We start from the raw sequence: 22,396 nt of genomic DNA on the forward strand, positions 1-22,396 counted from the left end.
TCATAAGAAAATCCAGTCCCAGACGGCACGGGCAACGGTTACCACGGCTTCCCGCACGGTTCGAATCACCGTTTTCAGTGGCGCAGGCAGGAATGACGATGACTCAGCCGTATCGAAAACACAACCCACAGCGTCACCGAAACTGTCACGGGCCTGCGACTTTACCGGCTCTGTGCAGAGTCTCCCGTGCAGTTGTGTCACCACCGGACTGGTGGCGCGGTCAGGCAGACAGCGCATCATGGTTGCCACCATATCCTCAATGCCCCATCCAGTGCTGGCGGACACCGCACAGACCGGATGATGCGGTTTAAACATCGCCATAATCGCAGCCTGCTTCGCTTTAAGATTTCCCTGTTGGTGTGTTGAAGGTTTGCTGGTGAGGGTATCCCATTCATGACAGGGTTCGATTTTGTCGGCCTGGTTAATCACAAACAGTACCTTTTGCCTGTAAGGTTGCATCACACCGTGCCAGGACTGCTCGTCCACGGTTAGTGCCCGATCATCGGCCTTAATGACCCACAACACCAGATCCAGTTCCGGCAGGATTCGACGGTACAGGGCACGGTATTCTTGATCCCGCCGCCCGTTTTCACCAACCCCCGGTAAATCGACAATCACCAGACTGTGAAGACCGCTGCGCAACCGGAAGCGCAGTACGTCGCGAGTACAGGCGTTCACATCACTCACCGGGGACACCTCACCCCGGAAAAGTTCGTTGCAAAGAGAGGATTTACCTGTACCACTTTTGCCCATGATGCCAATTACCGGCTCGTAATGGGTCAGGTTCTGGATACGTTCAAGAATAAGCTGGCGAAGCGTGTGCGGAAGCGACGCGAGCGGTTGTTCAAGGGCCTGAAGGCCGTCAGGTTTATTCATACAGTAGTCTCAGCGTGAAAAATAAAAAACCCCGAGTTCCAGTCAGGAAAGCGGGGATTCACAGAGATAATATCTATCTGAAATTATTTTGAATTTTAGATTAATACACAAAGGACCTTGTGTAGCCCAGGACTAAACGAGATCCGCTTCGTGCCAGGAGCAGACATTGCCAACGTTATGACCCTCGATTACATCAAAGAGCCCTATAGCCGAAACCTGCACCATAGCCATCTCTGTAGAGTTCGTCCTAGGGGCTTTTAACAGACCTAGTTGTATGGATCGGAAGGAAATATTAAAGCTCAAGGCGTCAGTCCAGTGCTGTCCTGTTTGCTTACCACACAAAAGAGTACTGCTTGTACCTGCTAACTAATGGTATGCGGAGTGAGGGGGGCGGGTAGAACCAAAAGCACTTACTACGTGTGGCGCTCTCCTGGAAGAGGAGACGTCGAAGTGATAACGCTAACAACAGTCTTACTGGTGATGCAGATAATGCTAGCTGGTCTGGTTGCCATAAAGCAACTGACCGGACGCCCGTAAGGGATGGAGGAACTTGATTAAAGGCAGGGGGGTTACCTCCCCTGCCTTTTTTCGTTTCTGCACAAGTTAGCTCTGTTATTATAATCCTTACTCACACTGTAAGGACATAGTTCAAATGACTGAATGGCTTAATGCACATTTTGGTGCAGACGCAGCTACTTATCTTAGCTTATTAGTCGGCGTACTGGCACTGTTTGGTATTGGGGGCGGTGTTACATATAGAATCAGACAGCAAAACAACATTAAACAGAAGGCAAAGAAAACCGAGGGTGATGTGAACCAGGCCGGGCGGGATATTAATCAGACCACCAACGTTTACCACACATCCAATGAATCTGCTGAGGACCCTGTAAAAAAAAAGCAAGATGAACATGATCTGAAGATCATCGACCAGATCCTTGAATTGCTGCCTTATGAGGATACTACTCAATGGGTTGAGCAGAGCTACCTGAGCGGTATACGGCAAGATGTTTGCTTAAACATTGAAAAAGCTGAAAAATTTAGCGGTGAAAAGTATCGGTTATTCAATACTGAAGTGAATGGTGCGAAAGACGCTTTTTTGGACGCTATGACCGCATATGTAGATAGTACGCTACCGTTTATGAGTGTTGATTACCCGAACAGAAAGCCAGTGATGCTAAGCCTTCCCCATGACTGGAAGAGTAAGAGTGTTGAATCGGAGGCAAACTTCCGCTTTCATCAGCAAAATGTGCGTGAAACATCGGGGGTGATGATTGCGCGCTATGAGGATTTTGTCAGGACATTTAAGGCTCATGGATTCATAAGCGATAAACTGTAAAGGCGCAGTGGGTCAGCGAACACCGCAACGACAGAACCGCGTAAGCGGTAAAATCAGCTTGTTTACTGGCGAGTTTATAGCCGTCCCTCCGGGGCGGCTATTTTATGACTATAATCGACAGAATCACCTGAACGTCCAGGTGGGTTTCCCTGACAGGACGTCAAGGAATGTTCGCTTTGTGCCAAGAGCGGACATAGCGTTTGAAAGGGTGTAACATACAGGCCTGTGAGAGCAACATTGTTTGGGATGAAACTTAAGAAATGGCAGTCACTTCTGATTCGTTGAAAAATATCATACCATTGATTACATTTGCGTTAGGTATTTTTGCTGTGCCTTTAGTAGAGTATCTTAAAGACAAAAGGAAAGCGAAAAGGGTAAAGAATAACTTCAGTTTAGAAATTGAAGATGAAATAAAAATATTGAAAAAAAACCTAAAAAAAATGGGTAAGGCATTGAAAGATGCAAAAAAAATGAAAATCGGCAACCCAGAGCAAGGTGATATACGTAGATACGCTCCGAGGTGCACACAGATCTACTTCATTGGTCAAGCTATGGAGTTTTCATTTGGAGAGTTTAATGAAAAACAAAGAAATTCAATTAAATCTTTCTTTGTCCAAATTGAAGCAATCAATGATTACATCAAGAGCATTAAAGTAATTAATATTGAAAACACTGCGATTGATGAATTGATTGATGACTACAAACGTTACTTACACACTGGTTCTTGCATGCTTAACACAATGCGAAATATTATAAATGATGTGAATTTAAACACCAGTGAAAACGACAATGATATTATTAATGGTGTTTTCAAAGAATTGGGAATCGAACTTTCTTATGAAGATATTAAAATAAAGAAAACAACAAACATTGCATAATGTTATATTTATTATTGAGTTTAGTGATTAATCTGGCCTCCAGACATTAAGCAGTTATGAAACTCAGTTCAATTGCATTAGTGGGAATACGTCCTTAAGTTTTTTTCTAAAAGATTCTCTCTGTATTTTTAATTGTATAACATACTAACCAACAGAACTAAAGGTCAATTTCAATGAGCTATAACAATCATATCAATTTAACAGATGAATTGTTGGATGAACCTATTTATAGAATTATGCCAATACATCGTTTTCTTCAATTGCTTGAAGAAAAAAAATTAACTTTAGTAAGACCAATAAAGTGGGATGATCCATTCGAGAATGCCTTATTAAATAGTACAATCGAAACTTCTGATGGGGAAACAGGCACATTCTCCGCAAAAGATTCTGTTTATGGTCAATGCTGGACATTTCATAGTGAAACTGATGCAATGTGGCGGATATATTCCCATGATAAAGATGGTGTAAGAGTTTCAACCACACCAAGGAAATTATTAACTGCACTTCAAACAGCAGAACCAACGCACCATAATTTAAAGTGTTTTATAGGCAAGGTTTCTTATCTTCCAGAAATCAATCTTCTAGAAAAGCTCATGTCAGTTAATTTATTAGATACTGATGGTTCAGGTATTGCTGAATCACTTTTATATAAACGTGTGGAATTTGAACACGAAAACGAAGTTCGTTTAATTTATTCTGGTGATGACAATGCAGTTAATAGTGATATTTTCCAATTTACAATTAATCCAGGCGAACTGTTAGATTCGATTCTCTTTGATCCAAGAATGGAGAAAAATTTAAGGCAAGCATACTTATTGGCAATTAAGGAAAAAGGTTTTAAAGCTGAAGTAAAAATATCTACGTTATACGATGCGCCTAAGGGACTGGTATTTAAATTATAGTGAAGTTAAAAAATAAAAGGAGGGTTGTTGCTCTCCTTTTTCCTATTCATAAACAGATGTTTTCTGAGTTTTGCAGATAAATTATTCTGCCTATTTAAGTATCACGCCAGCTTTCATACCCGGAGGGATAAGTTTCAAGAACTCTATGACTCTTAGGTTATTAATGTCCGCTGTTCGCTCAGAGCGGACCTTCAGATCAGCTAGCTTGCACGCTTCGAGCCAGAAGTAAACGTTCTAATTTTCATACCTCGACTATGTGCTCTGTACTTAACGGGACAAGGAGGAGATAGTGAGAGGACCCTAGATCGACTCAAAGGGTCGACTCAGATTCATCACTACAATGAGAAATCAGACGAAGAAACCACTGAGATCACAACGCTATTTAGCAGATCGCCGATAAGATTTTGATGCTTGCCAGGCATGTTTCATCTTCTCAATAAACTCCAGCTTCTCTTCAGGTTGGACGTTCCACACATCCATAGCCGCAATAATCATGTCATAACGCATGGACGTATTATAAGGGCGAAGATAGCCCGCTATTCGTTCTTTTCCTTTGAGATAGTCCCAGAGATAGACTAACTGAATTTCATCATGACGTGACATCCAGTCAAAATCTGTCAGAAAAAAATCATATTGCTCAAGCCAGCGCTCGTGCAGTTTTTTGAAATAAGAGATCTTATCTCCAAGTGAGCATGGAGCTTCATCAATGTATCTCATCACACCATTGATGAGTTCACGCTCAGTTACCGGGGTGGGGTTGTACAGATCGGTACTTGCTCCCGCGTTCAGATAAAATCGTGAGAAAACACGTTTCGGTTTTTTCGAGGCTGTGGCCTTTGGATTGGTTATCAGGTCCCAATCGATATCGTCCAGGTCGATATTCAAATTAGGGAAATCAAGATTTGTGAAGATATTATTATCCATTAAAAGAGAATTAAATCTTCCTGAACAACCGAGGTCATTCCCCAACCCACCAAGCGTCAGCCCTGCAGATAATACTGGGTATTCAAAAATATAATGGTGAGCAAACCACAATGCTCTTGGTGTACCTTTGAAACAATCAAAATAATCTTTATCAATCAGTAGCAACTCAGCCCATTCTTTAAGAGTTTTCCGGCCAACTTTGATCCTGTCCTGATCGCCCAAGAAATGCCGTTCAAGGATCTCAGAGATTAAACGTCGAAACTGATCCGGCGAATCATAAGTACTCCACTGTAAGGAGTAATCAGTGTTGGAAAGCGCACCAAGCATTTTTAGATACATTATCTCGTAGCGGATCATATCGTAATGCAACATCGTCTCTTCCCTCTAATTCTGGCTCCTGAACACAGATTAGCATGAGCATCTTTTATGTGGAGAGAGACGGGTCACAGGCTGAGGAATAACTGATTTACTACTGATATCCTACTGATTTTATTGTGATATTACTTTGACGTTTTACTGCATTATTCCTGTAGTTTTTACTCTACGAATCTCCTCTGTTCACCTCATTAGAATCCTCAAACAGCTGATATGAATATTTGGGTTTTTAGTATAATTAAGGGGCACTCCCTGTTTCTATACCGCCCTGTTCACAGCTCCTTCCCCCAACAAGCAACCCTGCCTGTATTGCCCCGGATACACAGCTCCCTGTATCTGCTGTATCCCCGCTTCTCTTAAAAATTACATCTCATCCCAATCCTTTGTACTCCACCTGACAAAGGATAAATCAATGCACACTCCTTACCCTTTTAATTCCAGATACACGATGAACTGGTTTCTACTGTCTCTGATCAATGACCACCTGAATCAGCTACTGAACCGATACTCCCGAATACAGGCACTCAGACTCGACCTGTTCTATCAGAAAGGTACAGAGCGCTATAAACGTCATTCATGGAATGAAACCGAGCGAGAGGTGCGCATGCTGGTTGAACGCACCCTGCAGCACACAAATCTGTCAGGATATTTCTGGGTACTGGAGAGCTCTGTAGGCCACGGCTGCCATGCTCATATCGTGTTCTATCTCGACAGGCACCTTAACCAGGCTACCTACCCAATAGCTGAGAGAGTCGGAACAATATGGCGGGAAGTAACGCAACGAGAAGGCTATTACAACCGCTGCGAATACAAACCCACTTATGAAGTCAGTATTGATAAGCCAGTGAACTATGATGATACCGAAGCCATCGATAACCTGCGCTACATCATCAGCTACCTTGCCAAAGAAGAGCAAAAGCACGGTCATTATCATTACGGAGCCAGCGAGGTACCGCCACCCAGCGGACTGGGGCGTCCTCGCACGGTGTAACTCGCGTTCTGCACTTTTTTACGTATCAATCCATTGATGTGGAAGGGCTGGTGGTAACGAGCAATCAACCGCCAGCTCAGGATTATCCCACAATGGAAGACAGCAACATGACAGAACAAATTTCTTTGCTTGATGACCAGTTGGTGGATATGCGGTTCATCACGAAGCTTACAGGGCTTACGGACAAATGGTTTTACAAGCTAATTAAAGATGGTCTATTCCCGAAGCCAATCAAACTGGGTCGCAGCTCCCGCTGGCTTGAAAGCGAAGTGGAAGCCTGGCTACAGCAACGCATAGCGCAGTCCCGTCAGTAACCTGTCGAACGCAATCACATCTCCCCCTAATTTAAATCAACCAGTCGTATGACCCGCACTGCTGCCCTCCTCGGGACGGCTTACGCCTGCGTGTCGCATGGCACAGGACCAATACTATGACGATTTACGCCAAATGTTTTATTGCGCTTGACGCTAATAAGCGTCTCACGGGAGCAACCACTGGACAGCTTCACCCTTACGACAGCTACACCTGCCACTTCTGCGGCAGTAAGCCGCAATACCATCCTGAATACATCACCGAACGCCCGTGGTTTACACACTGGCACGGCGATCTAACAGAGAACGGGCGACAGCACTGCCCGTATGTAAATCCTGATTCGGGTGAAAGGCAATTAGCCAGACGGCTACAGCACTTCCTCCCCAATGCTATCCTCAGGGTCAGTAAAGCCGTCTGGCTCTGCGCACCATGCGAGACCAGTTAGTTACAGCCTGAGTTGTCGTAGTGGAGATTTCAGTTATCCAACTGAAATAGCGTCATGAGAATGCTGAAGCTCTTTTTTGCCGCCAATCTTTAAACTTACGTACGAAGCGGTGATATTAGTCGATGTAAGGCTGTGACTAGCGATAACGTCCAATTGAGTTGCATGCTCATCCTGCAAAGAGGCTCACAATCGAAAACAATCCGGTTTGGGTCGGAATACACAAGCGTGCTAATGCTCATTCTTAAATGCTAGGAAATCTTGCTTCTTATTGTTACTGTATAACAAAAAATGAGGTCACCATGAAAACTACGTTATACAAAGATTTCACATTTGAAGCCGCACACCGTCTTCCCAATGTTCCTAAAGGCCATAAATGCGGCCGCTTACACGGACACTCTTTTGTCGTGCGCCTTGAGATAACTGGTGAAGTTGATAAACACACAGGTTGGATTATTGATTTCGCTGAACTCAAGGCCATTTTCAAGCCGACGCTAGATCGCCTGGACCACTACTATCTCAACGACATCCCTGGCTTGGAAAACCCAACCAGCGAAGTACTCGCCAAATGGATATGGAGTCAGGTTAAAACACAGTTGCCAATTCTGAGTGCTGTCATGGTGAAAGAAACCTGTAGTGCGGGTTGCGTGTATCGGGGTGAATAGCCCGAGATTGAACTTAGCTGTGACGTTATAGGTTACAGCTAAGTTTTTTACCTTTACTACAATTTAAGATAACTACGTATGCAGTCCAGCATACTCGTACTGCCTTTTCCAGAAGGTTGCAATAATGGTTTATCCCCTCGCTCTTCCTTTATCGCGTAATAAGCAGAATGTTTAGAACTAAGCCAAGCAAAAATAAATACATCCGCTTCTCTAGCCAATGAACGCAGCATGGTTGAGCCGCCTTTATCGTTGTTGAGGCGAATATCGGCCTGAGGATAATCGGCTAGTAGTTGTTTTTTCACACGCTGTGCTACCGACTCAGTCAATGTATAAATGCCCACTACCTTGTCATTCAATGTTGATCCGACACGAACCTCATCATTTTTCTCCCCACTTTCCTCTAAAATTTGTGGGGGAATTTCACAGACAAGTCCGCACTCACCAGCAAACTGAGCCAATAGGTTCCACTGCAATTTACTATAGCGGGCTGGGTTGCGGTAAAACATGTTGAGTACCAGATTGAATAATTGTTCTCTGGCAAGTTGGTCAGCAGTTGGGTAGACCAAGAACAGTTCCAGCAAATCCAGCCAGGCGCTAGCGCTGGTGGTACCTGAACTCTCGATCATCATCTGCAGGTTTTCTATTAGTTCGCGGTAATCGTGCGCATTACTATCGCCCTCTAAATAACCGCGTGTTAGATCACAGGCAGTAAAGATATCTTCGCGAGAACTATTGTCGTCCAGCGCCAATTGTTGCAGCAATGCTAACCGGACAGACTGCCAGGAAGCACTTGTTTGATGGTTATCCAGCCACTCGAGCAGTACTGGAATGGCATCGCGCAACACCATGCTGGCGCAGTTGTTGGTTTTATCCAGCAACGAAACAAATGCCTCGGGCTGGAAAGCCGCTGCGTTCCATTGGCCGCAGGCCTGTTCTACCGCTTCTATCGCCCCCGACCATCGAGGGTTATTTAAGACTTCCTTCAACCAGTCCTGCCAGTTATTGATACCTGCAGTATCATGTTCTGTTCGTTTGGATGGCAGCATCAACTGTAAGGCAGTGTAATAACGCTGGAAGGCCGGTTTCGCCAGTAACAAGTCGCGCTCTTGTTGAGCCAGTTGTTGCAGATAGCTTACAGCCTTCACAGCAGCTTCTGCACTGCCTATGACCCAAGCACATTGCAAAGCAATAGCTGCACCGCGAGCACTGACCGGTAGTAACAGTAATTCTTTCAGAACGCTTTCAGGATATTCATCGGCTCTGGCAAGCAATTCATCGGTGCTCGCCACCGGTAGCGAGGCCACAGCAACGGCCGGGAATGCTTCCAGCAACCGGCGGATCCAGTGCCGGTCATCGTCTGTTGCCCCCTTCATACCGGCAACCACTTGTTGTGCCTGTTCCCTCAGTCTTGCAGGATCACTTTGTGTGTCAGAAAGTAACCACAGTAGGATATTTTTGATCGCCGATGGCGTGTTTATACCCTGCGTCACTTGGAACAGGCGCGGTACGTTCTTCACCAGCAAAATATTAAATGCTTGTCGTTGGGCTGCGAGGTCGCTCAACTGCTCATACTTCAGCAGAAACTGCTGATAGAAAACCGTCATCACTTCTTCAGCCAACACCAACGGGTGCGGCATATCCAAGACCTGTCGCAACTGAGTCGAATCTAGCAGGCTTTTGGCATCACCTTCCAGAGCCATGCAGCGCAGTTCGATAAACAGTTCGTTAATATGGCCTATGCCACCAGCTTCACGTAGTTCCTGCAGATAGAGGCGAGTCTGCGGCACATCACGTCGACGCAAGGCGGCACGGACGTCACGCAGAATACGGCCACGCGGGCGTAAAAGTATGAGCTGGTGAATCGGGCGGCTGGCGAGTTGTTGGCGCAAGCGCTCAATGCCATTGAAAATCTCCGGGATCCTCGACTGAGAAAGCGAGCTAAATTTGTATACTCTATCGCTATAGTGGTCTATCAACGCTTTTTCCACCGGGTCGCTCGGATCCAGCATCGTGCGCTGGCGGTTAAAGTCAGACCACGAGGTGCCGACGTGCGCGTCTAATAACTCGCGCAACTCCGCATAGTCTCGTTCCTCATCGGCCATTGCATACCAAGTCACTTTATCGTTACTGCCCTTTACTACACGCGGCAGGATCACCGGGAAGCATCCGTTGCGGACATCGTTAAGCCAGGGGGTCAACCGCTGTTGGGTTGATGCTTCTAGCAGGCCACCCGCGATTTTTTCCCAAGAGATAATATTGTTTTCTCTATGGAAAAAGGCTCGCAGGAACTTTTCGCTATCAGCGCTGTTCATTGCACACCTCCCTGTGCCGGTTGGTAAAAGTCGTTAAATGCTAACAACGCCTGCACGATGGCGGTTTTGTCTGTGGTCAAGTTAATCTGTTCATCATTGATCACGATCCCGCCGATCGTCAGATTCATTGAACCGCTTAGGAAGAAATGATCTCCGAGGAACCCTTTGGTATGCAGTACCTCTTTCTGGCCAATGTACAGGTTATCCAGCATGCCGTAGTTGGCGACGCGTTCGGTTAACTGGCGGATAAAGCGTGCATTATGCTGGGTCTCGTTGGTCATCACTTTAAGCGTACCGCCGTTGGCTACCGCACGCGCCAGCAGTTCTGAGGTCTGCACCTGACGCTGTCCCCAGGCTGGTTCGAGGTAGTCGAAACGGCCGGTGCGATTATCCAGCAGGTCGAGGTCGGTGATCCACGGCGAGACTATCCACAATTCCGCGCTGGGCTGAGCGATCTCCGCTACCAACAAGGAGCTGAGTACATCAAGAACTTCACTCTGGCGTGAGGTTCTGGATTTAAAGATACGACGGGTATTCATTGGATCGCCTCCGGAATTTCAATCATGGCGAAGGTGTCATTGTTGTGGCGGCGCAGGGCACTGACGCGCGGGTAGAAGAACAACCCATACATTTCTACTGGGGTGACTAAAAGAGTAGCGATGGCCTCATTTATTGCATCGCCCGGTTCGGCTAGTAACTCGCATTTACCATTATTTTCCAGATGCTGGTGACACTGCTGCATCCAGTCTGGTTGGCTGAGCGTCACCTGAGCACAACTGTGCTGCACCACATGGGCCAGCAGGAGGCGCTCGGTTGGCCCGGCAAAGCTGTAAGGGTTGTACCAAGTTAGCCAGCTATCACGAATGGTATGGCCACGTGGCCACAGTAGGCCATTACAGGTATTTAAACGCCAACTCTCCAAGTTGTGCTGCCCTTGGCTAGCTTGTTGTAGTTGCTGGTCAAGCGCGCTGGACTGACTACAGGTAAAGGCATAGACACGCTGTGGTAGTTCAATACCCAGTCGCTGCTCCTGCTGTCGCCAATCCTGTTGCAGTTGCAGTAAAAAGACATCGCTGCTGGCATCGGTCCCCGGCCGTAATAGGCGGGTGTTGATCGCCGACAGGAAGCTGTGGCTGGTCATAAAGCCGCTGCGCTGCAATTCTCCCAGCAAGTTGCGCTGCGCCTGAACCTGGCTGGCATGATCGTTGGCAAGGCGCATTTCGTTCATACACGCAGGCAGGGATGATGTCGGGTTTACCATGGTTTGCAGCAGGTGCCAGACATTATTGTCCATTGTTTCGTAGTCGCCTGGACTGAGGTTAAAGTCTAGCAACTCGAAGAAACTGCGCGGATCTTCACGGTAAATCTGTTGGATCTTCTCAATGATACCGCCACCGCCCACGGTGGTTTCCGACAGCCAGATTTCGCGCTGGTCAGGCGCGAGCAGCGCAGTGCGCACCGGCCCACCGTTGAGGTCAAGGATTAGGTCGTTGTCGTCGGCATCTGGGCACAACTGCATAGCGGTTTGCAGCAGCGCCGCACCCAGTGTGTTGGTGAAGTTGAGGGTCAACCACTCCAACCAGGTGTTATCCAGCGGTTGCCACAGCAGTTCCACCCAGTCGGCAATTCTTGCCATCACCGGAGCTTGGGACAACAGTTCACGCAAGCTTTGCTGTAGATCCTGCTCTATCTCTTCACCGGTCTGCACATCATACAACGTCTGGAAGATTCGAGCAGGAACGTCAATCAAGGCGATCCCTGCGCTGTTGTGTTCCATTGCGCGGAACGCCTGCTCCGGGGTGCAGTTTTTCAATACTGCTTCGCTGCCAATACCTGCCAGGACAGTTTCTGCCAGCCAACCGCCGAGGAAAGTATTAACACTGATTGCCTCGTCGTGGCTGACTTCATACAGGAAGCGCGCTGTGCGCAATCCGGCCACCAGTTCACGGTTGTTGCTGATGCTAGCGAGATCAAAATTAGGTAACCGACACTGGAATTTTATCGCATCTACCCACAGCGAGAAGCCAAACGCAGCGGGTTCGCCTTGGTGTTCAAATTTGAAGTCAATCTGCAGGTCTTCACGCTGGTCGCTGAATTTAATATTGGCACGTGATCCGGTGGCAAAGCGCACGGCTTCGATCGGACAGTGCTGCTGGTGGCTGTAAAACTCCACCTGCTGGAAAATATCCTGCCAGGCATTGTTGGATGGCACTTCCGCAGGGATGCCGTTCTGAGGTGGACGGATCTCGCTGTGCCAGTTAAGAAACGCGTTTGAGGTTTCACTCAGTTTAAGGTCATCTGGTGGCGTGCTGGCAGTCACTTCCCAGGCGCGGAAGCAAGGGATAACCTGCATGCCAGTGCGAGTGGTAATGTGACAATCGGGCATGGACTCCCGTTTGTCTGGCGGGCAGTAATCATCAATCGGGAATGGATGCGAACCATCTTTCAGCTCGAGTTTTTTCGGCACTAGCCAGTGGCATTCGCGAATGTTTTTGATGGCAAAGCGCTTGCTGATACGCCCCGGGGCAAAATCTTTCATCCCCTGCAAAATCGGCATGCTGTGCGCATCGGGTTCCTGACCGACTTCACCTAGCAGGTTAATCTGTAACTCCGGCAGGCAGAGGTCGTTAAACAACGCGGACGGTATAAAATCAGGCATCGGCGTGCTTTTGCGGCAGTTATCGGCCTGCTCAGTGCCAAGGCGCGACCAGTTGGAGCGCAGTCTTCTAAGTACCGTAGGAAGAAACGCGGTCATAATCGCGCGTGGGGGTTGCCACAGCAATGACTGCAGCAGTTTTTCGTCCTTAATCCCCAGTGCTTCAGCCAACCATGAGTTAAACTCCTGCTGGGTTTTCTGGCTGTTCAGAAGGTCTTCAATCAGATCGGCCAGCTTTGACTGAGCTTCAGATGGCTTACCTTTGTCCTGCGGGACGGATAGGTCATCCCAGATACCACGATTACACTGATTAAGATACTCGTTACGGCTGGAGAGCCAGTCCATAGTGGCAAAGGCCGCCTGCATACGCAGTACGTAACTGTTGCCGACCGGCAGTTGGCGCGCCTTTAGTACCGGCTCAAACAGGTTTTCGTAGCACTGAAATGCCATGCGATCACGGCCATAGTCGGACAGCACAACCACGGTCCACGGGCGCATGGTTCGTTGACGTCCAGCACGCCCTTTACGCTGCAGGAATTGGGCATTATCGCGCGGGGCTTTATGCTGGATAACGGCACCGACGTTCGGGTCGTTAAATCCGACCTCAAGTGACGCGGTAGCGACAATCAGATCCGCAGCATGGTCGACGCCAGCATCCTGCGAAGAGGTGCGCTTAACGTTGCTGCGGTCAGCAGAATCGAGTGTATGGCCAATCATTTTAGCCAACGGCCATTGCTGACCAAAGGTAAATTTCTCTTCATTTGGCGCATCGCCGCGCAGCATCGCCAGCGGTTCTTTTTTGGCATTGATATTGCCATTCGAGTAACGACCCTCGGCATCTAGTAGCTGGAAATAGAGGCGGTTAATGACGTCAATATCATCTGTAAATACAAAACTGCGCGTGCCGTACATACCGTTGCTGACCGGCACTGCGGCGTTGTCGAGCATACGCCTGGTTAGCATGGAGGCCTGAATGGTGGTGGACAAAAGGCTAGAGCGGGACGCCGGGTCGCCACGTAGAGCCAGCATATACTCCGCGCCCTCTGTCTCCATATCGTCTTCGATCGGACTAACTTCCGCCACTAGGTACTCTTCCAACCCGGTTAACGAAGCCATAAAGCGCGTCGCCTGCTCCAACGTTGCGGACAGTCCAACAAAGTGCGGTGTAGCACCGGACAGATGCCGCCAGCGGCGGATCAGCATGCCGTTCTGTGCACCGCTGACGCCGGAATAGGTATGCACCTCATCAAGCAGCATCATCGATGGCGGGACGACATTTTTGCCGATGCCAAACAGCGATGCCAGAAACGGGTTGCCCATCTGCTTATTCAGCATTTCGGTGCTGGTAAACAAAATATCTGGCAGTTCGATCTTCATACGCTTACGCGTCAGGATCACTTCATCAGGCTCGATGGTCTGCGTACAGCTATCGCAATGCAGACGTTCAAAGCTGTTTTCAAGATCAGCGGTGCGCCAGACCATTTTGCCACGACAGCTATCCGTCGGGCAGGGAATATACTGGCAGGACATGCCGTCACGATGCCGGCTCCAAGCCGTTTTCATGTAGTCACGATAAATCGCGTCTTTATCTAGCGGCACCATGCCGAAAAGAGCGGCGATACGTACTTTGCGCACGCCTTTTTCTTCCAGCAAACCGTTCAGTTTACGTACCTGACGCAGCGTTTCGATAAACTGATCTTTCAGCAGTTCATTGCGAGGGTAAATTGCTAGCGCCTTTACCGCATCTTTTCTTTTGGCGACCAGTTCACTGCCGATAAAGGTCAGAGCAGGCAGATAGAACGCCAAAGTTTTACCAGTCCCAGTTCCGGCGCAGACAATGGTAGCAGTCGAGCGGTGCTGGCTCTGCTGCAATCCGCGCAGTACGTTTTTGCAGGCTTCTTGTTGAAAGTAGGCGAGGTTGTACATTCCGCTCGAATGGCTGAGCAGGGCCGACAGTAACTGGCGGTGCGTAGAGGTAAAACCAGTTATTTCATCAAGTTGCTGCAAAACTTCAGCAGCCTGTTGGTTACGCTTCGGGTATTTGCGTTGGCGGCGTAAGAAGCGATAGTCGGACACCAACGTCGATGCGGTACGCCAGTTATTATTAAGGCCGTGCTTAGGAAACATCTGGCGCAACTGGCTGTAAAGGCGCACTGCCTCCGCCATGCGAGTACGAAACACCGAAACACCATTTTGCTGGTGACGCAGTAGCAATCCACGATCGATCATAACTTTCGCTATGCCAAAACTAGTTAGGCCGTTGGCCTCGAGCGGGTGGTTCTGTAAGACCTGAGAAATAGTATTACGGAGCTCGGTCTCAGTGAAAAAACCTTGTGTGTTACCCCAAGTGAGGAGTACCGCCTCCTGCGACTCCAGCCCATCAAGTACTGCGCGAATAATCTGTTCCATTGAAACTACGGCTCCTTACAGGCGTCTTATGCGATAGCGCGTCGGGTCGTCTTCTTCCGTCAGCCAACTGAGTACATTAGGCGTCAACATATCGAGCGTGGCACCTTGCCCGGCTACGGCTTTGAGGAAGAGATTGACCTCTTCTGGCACATCCAGCTTAAGTGCTCCGCGTTGCTGGCAGAGTTTCTCATGCAGGTCTCTCACCGTATCAAATTCTTCAATGGTTTTCGGCAGCCCCCGGCTACTGCTGGTGAACTTTTCCACGAGATCACTGTAGTGCTGTTGTACTTTTCGTTGTCCTTCCTGATGCGCCAAGTTACTGAACAGTCTCTGATCCACTTCCCACTGCGCTTTTAATCCGCGAATATAGTTAACCCACGCCGCGGTGGTGTGCGTGCTGAGTTCGCTGGCTAAGCGCCTAATTTCTTGAGTAAGCAGGGCAAGTTCACCCTCTTGCTCAACATCATGTTTATGCGTCGCGTACTGCTGGCAAAAGGCCGTCAGCAGGATTTGTGGATTGCCGAAAGTCGCACGGTCAAACGGACCAACAATCGGCTTACCCGTTTCATCGTCGTGGACCTGCCTTAACACCCTATAGCTACAGAGGGCCTGTGCTAGTGTTTGAGTCGGAGTATCGATTTTTTTTGCTATCCGCAGCAGGTTATCGCGGATATCCTGAGCTTTCTCCATTTGTTGGTAGCGTTGAAGGCGTGCTTTAAAATCACCGCTGCGCCGTGCAAAAACACCGCGTTCTTCCGGTACGCTGGCTACGGGAGTTACCACGTCATTGATGTTTACTTCACTCATGATAAGTCCGCCTCCAGCAGCGTTAACTGTTCAGCCAGGTTTGCCAGGGTATCTGTAACTTGGTTTTCTGCATCCTCAACTTGGTCTCCGCCCTTATCGCTTATACGCTGTTGCACATACTTGTCGGTGGCGTCTTCGAACTTGCCCCAAGTCTCTAATAACTGTCGAAACGCCTCAAACTGCTCGCCATTGATGGCAAGGATCTCTCTCATCAACATGTGCGAGTTATCGGCTGGCAACGTCAGTTTTTCCAGTTGTCTGATCAGTTTTTTCAGCTCTGGATCTTTCCAGTTCTTCAGCAACTTCAGCAGTACCGGTACAGTTTCACCCATTGGACGGGCGACGTCCGCGCTATTCGCCAGTTCGACTATCTCCTTCATGGTGTCGCAGAGGTTCACCGCTGCCAGGCTGGCGCTGTTGCCGTCGCTCAGGCGTTCAGTGATGCTCTCTTGGGTCTTCAATAGCAGGGTGCGGTAGCCACCGAGCTTACTTTTGACTTCATGGATCTTGCCCGGTTGTTTGCCAGCGTCTGGCAGTTGTTTCTTAGACGCCTCCACCAGCATTAAGCCGTTAATAGCATACGGCTGAGCACCCGGTTTTTTCGCCGCCGTAAGCGCGATTAAACGCTCGCGACGTTTCAGATGCTCATCAATCACGGTGTCGCGCGCTTGGGTTAAGAACTCATCCAGCAGTGGATGGTTGCTGTTTGCGACTTGCGGTTCCGTTAACAGTGCCTGCACCAGCGTGGTCGGATGGGATGCTGATAATCCATCCAACCCAAGGAATGAACCACTTAACTGCAGATCGTTAATGATACTAGAAAGCTCATCGCGTTCTTCCTGCAACACCTTGAGTTTTACTTCGTGCTCAATGCAATCCATGAAACTATGAAAGGCGGCGTAGTCGATCTCACTGCCGTCATAATCCCAACTCTGATAATGGTTGAAGTGCGCCATCGCCAGACAGGCGCTACGCAACTCAGGAGTATCTTCAAGCTTCACCAGCGGATGTGACTGATTCCCTACAAGCACGCCGGGCAAGTGGATCCTACCCTGAGTTTTTGCTGAGCTGGCCATGAGAGAGGTCTGGATAAGCTCAGTTGACCAGTCGATACGGGCATTCAGCGCTTCCAGGAGCCACTTACGAATGTCGCGGGCTCTGGTTTGCTCGAGCGTCTTGCTCTGGTGCCATTTATCCAGCACGAGTTTCCATTCATCAAGTGGTGATGGTGGTGCCGGTACTGATTCCGGTACTGGTACAGGTTCCGGTACTGGTTCCGGTGCTGGTTCCGGTGGCGTTCCACCGCCCCCCAACAGTACTGCCGCATCCGGCAGACCAAACTCTTTACAGATAGCGGGCGTAAGACCTGCCAGGTTTGTACTATTTCCCCCCCAAACAGCCAGCAGTGAATTAATCCGCTCAGGCTGGCTGAGGCCTTCCAGGCGTACCCTCTGCTGTAATGCCGGGTTACATACAATCTCAGCAAATTGTGATGGCGGGAACTGCCCGTCCAGATAATTCTGGCGATACTTTTTCAGTGGTTCGCGCAAAATTTCATGCAAAATATTACGCGGGATAAACACAAGGCCTTGTTCTTTAACTTTGCAGTGTCGTTCTACCAACTGCCCAATGGCTGCTGGGTTGAAGGGAAACAGCGGATGACCAATGCTAGTGCTGCCAAAACTGGCCAGCGCTGGCGCAGCAGATTCGTTCTCCAGCACCTCCTGATCCTGCCATACAGGAATCTCCTGATAACACTGCGCGTCCTGCTGGAGGTGATAAGTTTCCAGAGCAGCAGCGCCGTGACGGGCAGCGTTGAGATAGCGGCCGCAAAAGTCAATAACGCGTTTTTTCAGTGCGACATCGTTTTCGCTGGCATGCTGCTGGATCACCCATTCGTAGCGGGCGCGGGTGCCTAGTGTATTACGTAGGCGCTTAAAGCTATCGTGACCCTCAGTAACCGCAATAATCGATCTTAGAGTACATAAAACCTTTTTGCCGTCGTACTCATCTTCCTCTATCAGACAGGCGATCAGGACATCTTCAATCGCCGAGGTGGCGGTAAGATCTTCCACAAGAAGGATCAGGTCGCGACCTTCTGCCAGCAGCTGTCGGCGGATCATACGCATCAGATCCTGGAAATTGGCCCGGTTAAAGCTAAATAGTTCGACGAAGGTGTCTTCTAACGCCTGGCTGCGCACCACGTTGACAACGCGAGCCGCTGCTTGCTTTTTTTCATCACTGGTAAGCAACTGTTGGTTGCGCAGGTAGGGAAGCACTGTTGGTGAAACCTGCCTGAAGTCCAGTCCGTTGAAGGTGAAGTCTTCCGCAGACATTTCATACCGCAAGTTGGCAATACTGTCGTCATTAGCTCCCTGGCAGAAGCGCTGCGCTATATTGTGAAGACAGGCGCCAGGAGCAGTGAAATACTGCGTCATCACGCTGTCAAAAAACAGCGCGGGCAGTCGGGATGATGCTGCGTGTTGTTGAATTTCTTCCAGCTGCTTTTTTCTGCTTTCTTCCAGCTGAATTTTTCCCATTTTTTCTTGGCGAAGCTCTTCAATGGCATCTGTATATGCTGCGTTTAGCGCTTGACGCAATTTAAGAGCAATATGTTCGGCAACGTTTTCGGGGATTAATTGCTTTCCAACTCCGTTAACCTTTTCACGAATACTCTGATACTCCTCGCCGTCAAGACCTTCCAGAATGGCGGCAAGTACACGTGGCAGAGAAGCATTTTTGGGGATGCGGATAATGTGGTATTTCGCATGATCTTCACGACGTTTGAGCTGAGCATGAACCCAGCGTACCAAGTGGGATTTCCCCACGCCAGAAGCGCCAATTAGCGGCAGCGGGCGGTTATGTTCAAGCAGAAAGTCCAGCAACGCCCCCTCTCCCACCTGCGTGACCTTACCACTTTGAAACTCAATGCGGTCGAGACGCATCGATTCATGCACCGCCAGCAACTGGCTGTCAGCCAGTGACTCAGCCTCGGTTAGGATGCAGGCAGTAACGTTCTGCTCGCTGGGCCAGTAGCTCTGTAGTTGTGGCATTAGTGGACTCCCACATCATTTAAGGTCAGATGGGTTACGGTACGCAGCACGCTGCCGTTCCGGCCGGTTAACTGCATTGCGCCGCTGGCGTCAGACTCAGCCTTCATGTTGATTACTCCGGAAAGCTGAAGCCGCAGCAGCGCACGCGACAGCGAGGTGGAAAGGCGGTTAGGGCTAAGAGAGTGCCAGCCATACAGACTGATACGCTCCTCGACCTGCTGGCGATAACTGCCACCATCTAGCACCGGGAGCGCCCGATTAAGACGTTGCAGCACTTCGCCGATGGAAAGTTGTTCGCCAACACGCATAAGGAACGGTAACTCTTCACGAATAGAATCGGTGGGGTCAATGGCGTAACTGTCGCGAGTGAGTTGTTGAGCAAAGCCCAGCCAACTGAGATACCCCGGAACGACAGCAATTTCATTACTGTTGATACGAAAATCAGGTATAAACGTGTTCACCAGCACTTCAAGGTTGCCCGATTTGATTTCTGCGTTCTGATAGACATCCAGCGCCAGCAGCAACGCAGCCAAAAGGGTAAGGTCGACGGCGCGTTCATCGCGTGAACTCAGGTCACTGTTATTTTCCTGAGCCTGTAAACAGCGGCGCGCAGCCTGGCGCAGCGGCATACTTTTTGTGCTGAAATAGTTCGCGTTGAAACTGATTTGTGTTGTCTCTTCTACTTTTTCTTCCGTCAGTAACCCCAAGTCCAGCCATGCTCTTAATTCCTGAGACGCTTTACCACGTGCATTTTGTGAGTCGCCGGTTTGCAATGTTTCCGGTGCACAGAGCGCCATCAGCTTTTCACGCGGTAGTTGGTTCTTCGGGCTGGCTTTCAGCACCTGATAAAATGCGGCCAGCACGGCATACTGGCTGCCACCATGGGCATTATTGATAATCGACACTGTCTAGTTTCCTTTGAAGTTGTTCGATGGTGATCCAATTGTGATTATCGAGAAGAACGTAATGCGCCCCGCCAGGATGGTGAGGATCGGGCATATCATGCGGGATCAGCGTCAGTTGTAATGGTGCTGGATTGAAAGGCGGCAGGTAACCATTGGCGCAGGACTCTTGAGTGGGAAGTACCAACTCTGCCAACTCGGCCATTACATCGTTATCCGGCGCTGGCTCATCACGTGCAGGCAATTCGTCACTCAACAAGATCAGGCGCTCACCGCGCGGAATGGCGCTAAATATACTATGCAACAAGGCAGGATCTGCCCAGACGCGCTGGACAATGCCTCTAAGATGCAGTTGCACCAATAGCGTCGCGACACGGTGATACCAGTTCTCACGTTCCCACTCATCGTCGTTGACTGGCTGATAGGTGATAAAGCAACTGGAGTAAGATAGGCCGCTGAGCGCCTGCCAGCGGCTTAACGCCTGCTGTGCCACCGACGCTGGCGGGTTAAGCAACAGCGGAGGTGGACTCAGGTAATTATTAGTAAGCGCCTGCTTATCGCGACAGGCAGGGCAACCACCACAGGCGTGACCCGGAATAAATTCCGCCATCGAGTAGAGATCCACAAGTGCCTCGCACAGCGGTTTGCTCAGTGGCGTATGCAGCCAGTTGATTAATGCATTATGGTTAGCCCTTGCAGCTTGCAGCGTCTCTTCACGGGAGGGGATAATATGTGTTTTCCACATTTCTTCTCCGGTGTGGTGACTACGCAGGATGCGTACTACCAGTGAGTTTCCGTTCTGTCGGATGATTTGCTCTTTTGCCGCTTCGTAGCGATTAACATCGGCAAAGTCTTTTTTGTCTGGCGGGTTTTGTAGATCGGCATCCAGTTCCAGCACTCCTGCACGCACCATCATCAGTACGGTACGCAAGTTCCATAATTTATTTTGTTTGCTGCGGAAATTAAGGCCGCTATGGATCCTCTCTATATCAATACGATACAGGTTGTCGCCCACCGATTCGGCACTGCCCCATAACTTTTTCCAGCGTTCCAGGCCCAACTCAAGACCAATCAACTTTTGTGAGGACAGATGTTCTGCCTGTTTGACATCCTGATGATTGTAAATTAGCAGTGAGGTGCAGGCATAGCCATCGCGTCCACCACGTCCCACTTCCTGGTAGAAGCGGTCCATGTTTTCCGGCACTGTGGCATGGATCACTGTGCGCACGTCGTTTTTATCCATACCTACGCCAAATGCTGAGGTCGCAATCATGATATCCAGCTGGTTTTTATCCCATTTTTCCAGCAGGCTTCGGCGTACTTCACTCGGCGTATCACCGGTAAATGTTGCCAAACGCTGATACCCCTGCAAACGCAACTGTTGCGCCCACTCTTCAGCTTCTTTCGGTCGTGTCACGTAGAGGATCAGCGGGCGTGGCGCATGAGCCAGCGATTGCAGCACCTTATCCCGTTTGTCGCTGTGGTCTTTTGCCCGATAACACCAGTAAGCAGGTTCCGGGCGCAGATGGCAGGCATGGACTTCGCTCATCTCCTGATCGAAGGTATCGCGCAGGATTTTACGACTGGCTTCGGTGATAGTCGCACTCATCAGCAGTGTTGAGCACGGTGTAAGATTCGCTTCACGGCTGACGCGCTTCAGCCCGCGAATTAAGCCACCAAGTTGCTGGAAATGCGGGCGAAAGTCGTTCCCCCAGCTGGCGACAATATGCGCTTCATCAACAATAACATGCCTCAGCCCTCCCTGTTTTGCTGCTTCAAATAAGGCGAACTGCAGGGAACTGCAGGTCGCTTCAGGAGAGGTGACGATCAGCCGCTGCTCACCCACACGGATACGCATGTACGTATCATATTTATCCTGCGCCGGTAAGCCGCTATACCAGCCGGTGACAGATTCTGCTTTGTTCCCTGCTTCAATCAGTAACTTCCGGAAACGGCTAGCCAGCTCCAACACCAGCGCCGTGGTCGGGGCGATCAGTACACAAAGTGCCCCGGGAGCTGAGACTGTCAGAGCTAATGCTTGCGCTACCAGTGTTTTCCCGGTGCCAGTGGGCAAATTGACCAATAGCGTACTGCCTGGTGGGGCGAACAGAGCCCGGCGTACCGCATCGCGCTGGCCCGGTGCCTGATAGCTGATATAGTTGTCCTTCTTGAAGTAACGGCGCAGGACATAGTCCATCGGTACTCGAGTGTCCTGGCGGCAGAATTGGTGCTGATCGCTGGCGAGAAAAGGCATGCCGTTTCCCTGCTCCAGCCACTGCGGACACCAAGCAGGGCCAGCGCTGAGCAGAAAGGTCTGACCTAGTCGTTGACAGTTAATACCGCTGGCTTCCCACTCCTCCTGTCTTGGCCAGCCAGGGTGGCTGTCATCAGGGACGGTCAGTTCGTTATCGTTGTGGTGGGCATGTTTTTCCCGGTACAGCCAGTCACGGATCAACGCCCGGCGGTCGAGGTGTCCGGCAGTCGCCTCTGGCAGCAGGCACTCACTCAACCTTGATGAAATAAAATCATTATCAATCAGTTGCGCCAGATTCATCC

General features: G+C 49.5%; 16 protein-coding genes. 7 read left to right on the plus strand and 9 right to left on the minus strand.

From position 1 onward, the window contains the following. On the minus strand, positions 1–876 hold the full coding sequence (locus tag ACOXYR_RS18730; RefSeq protein ID WP_421355649.1) for a GTPase family protein: 876 nt from the start codon (positions 874–876) through the stop codon (positions 1–3). 652 nt (positions 877–1,528) lie between these two features. On the opposite strand from ACOXYR_RS18730, the gene ACOXYR_RS18735 reads away from it, so the two are divergent. The 3 genes from ACOXYR_RS18735 to ACOXYR_RS18745 all read left to right on the plus strand — a co-directional run bounded on the left by ACOXYR_RS18735 (position 1,529) and on the right by ACOXYR_RS18745 (position 3,992). Next, positions 1,529–2,212 (plus strand): hypothetical protein, encoded by a 684-nt coding sequence (locus ACOXYR_RS18735; protein ID WP_000141342.1) that lies wholly within the window; start codon positions 1,529–1,531, stop codon positions 2,210–2,212. Positions 2,213–2,472: 260 nt separating this feature from the next. Then, positions 2,473–3,090: a hypothetical protein gene (locus tag ACOXYR_RS18740; RefSeq protein WP_421355650.1), complete on the plus strand. Its 618-nt coding sequence runs from the start codon at positions 2,473–2,475 to the stop codon at positions 3,088–3,090. A 173-nt stretch (positions 3,091–3,263) separates the two neighbouring features. Then, entirely contained in the window at positions 3,264–3,992 is a 729-nt protein-coding gene (locus tag ACOXYR_RS18745) for a DUF2971 domain-containing protein (protein ID WP_049023534.1), read from the plus strand. Between the two features lie 378 nt (positions 3,993–4,370). On the opposite strand, the gene ACOXYR_RS18750 is transcribed toward ACOXYR_RS18745, so the two are convergent. Then, positions 4,371–5,288, minus strand: a complete 918-nt coding sequence (locus tag ACOXYR_RS18750; protein ID WP_241515493.1) for a hypothetical protein — start codon at positions 5,286–5,288, stop codon at positions 4,371–4,373. A gap of 415 nt (positions 5,289–5,703) precedes the next feature. On the opposite strand from ACOXYR_RS18750, the gene ACOXYR_RS18755 reads away from it, so the two are divergent. The 4 genes from ACOXYR_RS18755 (at position 5,704) to queD (ending at position 7,701) form a co-directional block, all read left to right on the plus strand. Beyond that, the gene (locus ACOXYR_RS18755; RefSeq protein WP_421355651.1) at positions 5,704–6,282 is read left to right on the plus strand and encodes a YagK/YfjJ domain-containing protein; all 579 of its coding nucleotides are present in this window, start codon (positions 5,704–5,706) and stop codon (positions 6,280–6,282) included. Between the two features lie 107 nt (positions 6,283–6,389). Next, positions 6,390–6,596 (plus strand): helix-turn-helix transcriptional regulator, encoded by a 207-nt coding sequence (locus ACOXYR_RS18760; protein ID WP_241515502.1) that lies wholly within the window; start codon positions 6,390–6,392, stop codon positions 6,594–6,596. A gap of 116 nt (positions 6,597–6,712) precedes the next feature. Further along, on the plus strand, positions 6,713–7,039 hold the full coding sequence (locus tag ACOXYR_RS18765; RefSeq protein ID WP_374693103.1) for a DUF7828 domain-containing protein: 327 nt from the start codon (positions 6,713–6,715) through the stop codon (positions 7,037–7,039). Positions 7,040–7,338: 299 nt separating this feature from the next. Beyond that, complete coding sequence (gene queD / locus ACOXYR_RS18770) at positions 7,339–7,701, plus strand: 6-carboxytetrahydropterin synthase QueD (protein WP_169330404.1); 363 nt, start codon at positions 7,339–7,341, stop codon at positions 7,699–7,701. A gap of 56 nt (positions 7,702–7,757) precedes the next feature. On the opposite strand, the gene dpdD is transcribed toward queD, so the two are convergent. From dpdD to dpdF, 7 genes are read right to left on the minus strand one after another with little or no spacing between them, the layout of a single operon-like run. After that, positions 7,758–10,013: a protein DpdD gene (gene dpdD, locus ACOXYR_RS18775; RefSeq protein ID WP_421355652.1), complete on the minus strand. Its 2,256-nt coding sequence runs from the start codon at positions 10,011–10,013 to the stop codon at positions 7,758–7,760. Continuing rightward, on the minus strand, positions 10,010–10,552 hold the full coding sequence (dpdK, locus tag ACOXYR_RS18780) for a phospholipase D-like domain-containing protein DpdK (RefSeq protein ID WP_001097549.1): 543 nt from the start codon (positions 10,550–10,552) through the stop codon (positions 10,010–10,012). The genes dpdD and dpdK overlap by 4 nt, the downstream gene beginning before the upstream one ends. Continuing rightward, the gene (gene dpdJ, locus ACOXYR_RS18785; RefSeq protein ID WP_421355653.1) at positions 10,549–15,078 is read right to left on the minus strand and encodes a protein DpdJ; all 4,530 of its coding nucleotides are present in this window, start codon (positions 15,076–15,078) and stop codon (positions 10,549–10,551) included. The genes dpdK and dpdJ overlap by 4 nt, the downstream gene beginning before the upstream one ends. Before the next feature lie 15 nt (positions 15,079–15,093). Continuing rightward, on the minus strand, positions 15,094–15,885 hold the full coding sequence (locus ACOXYR_RS18790) for a hypothetical protein (RefSeq protein WP_421355654.1): 792 nt from the start codon (positions 15,883–15,885) through the stop codon (positions 15,094–15,096). Further along, positions 15,882–18,938 carry a protein DpdH gene (gene dpdH / locus ACOXYR_RS18795; protein WP_421355655.1) on the minus strand — a complete coding sequence of 1,019 codons (3,057 nt, stop codon included), beginning with the start codon at positions 18,936–18,938 and terminating at the stop codon, positions 15,882–15,884. The genes ACOXYR_RS18790 and dpdH overlap by 4 nt, the downstream gene beginning before the upstream one ends. Beyond that, positions 18,938–19,843: a protein DpdG gene (dpdG, locus tag ACOXYR_RS18800; RefSeq protein ID WP_000022531.1), complete on the minus strand. Its 906-nt coding sequence runs from the start codon at positions 19,841–19,843 to the stop codon at positions 18,938–18,940. The genes dpdH and dpdG overlap by 1 nt, the downstream gene beginning before the upstream one ends. Continuing rightward, positions 19,827–22,394: a protein DpdF gene (dpdF, locus tag ACOXYR_RS18805; RefSeq protein ID WP_421355656.1), complete on the minus strand. Its 2,568-nt coding sequence runs from the start codon at positions 22,392–22,394 to the stop codon at positions 19,827–19,829. The genes dpdG and dpdF overlap by 17 nt, the downstream gene beginning before the upstream one ends. Positions 22,395–22,396: the final 2 nt, after the last annotated feature.

Source organism: Pseudocitrobacter faecalis, from assembly GCF_965231525.1.
Lineage (GTDB): Bacteria > Pseudomonadota > Gammaproteobacteria > Enterobacterales > Enterobacteriaceae > Pseudocitrobacter > Pseudocitrobacter faecalis.